This is a genomic window from Rhodococcus sp. ARC_M12, from assembly GCF_022810385.1.
Classification (GTDB): Bacteria; Actinomycetota; Actinomycetes; order Mycobacteriales; family Mycobacteriaceae; genus Rhodococcoides; species Rhodococcoides navarretei.
Genome location: NZ_JALGQI010000070.1, coordinates 1 through 483, shown reverse-complemented (window position 1 = coordinate 483; position 483 = coordinate 1). Strand labels below are relative to the sequence as shown.

Below are 483 nucleotides of genomic sequence, written 5' to 3'. Positions count from 1 at the left end.
TTTGCCTTGAAAGCGTTACAGACGTTCTTCAGAAGTACGGCCGAATTCGAGCAGCAATTGGAACCGTGCAGAGTGGTGAAAATGGTTTTCGGAAGACAGCCAGGCAGGCAGAGCGCGCGGCCCGCGTAGTTTCGGACGGCAAGGTCGACATCAGTCCGGTGGTAACTTTCGAGGAAGTTGCAGCCATCACTCTTCTGCTCGAAGATCCGGAAATCCTAAGGGATCTAGCGGAAGACTCACTCGGAGGCTTGCTTCTGGACAGTGCGCGGAACCGCAGGCTCCGCGAGACCTTACGAGTCTACCTAGCAAACAACTGTAGCGTTACCGCGACCGCTCACGATATGACGATCCATCGAAACACGGTCAAATACCGCATCCGACAAGCAGCGAAAGAGTGCGGTTGCAAGCTGGACGATGCCGGCATCCTCATGAACCTCAGGATTGCGCTGGATGCCGCGTGGTGGACACCCAGCACAGTACTCA

General features: G+C 55.7%; 1 protein-coding gene. It reads left to right on the top strand.

Going from position 1 to position 483, the window contains the following annotated elements; translation table 11 throughout:
• Positions 1 to 483: CdaR family transcriptional regulator (locus MTX35_RS25405; protein WP_243597485.1), on the top strand; the 483-nt coding region annotated here is incomplete at both ends.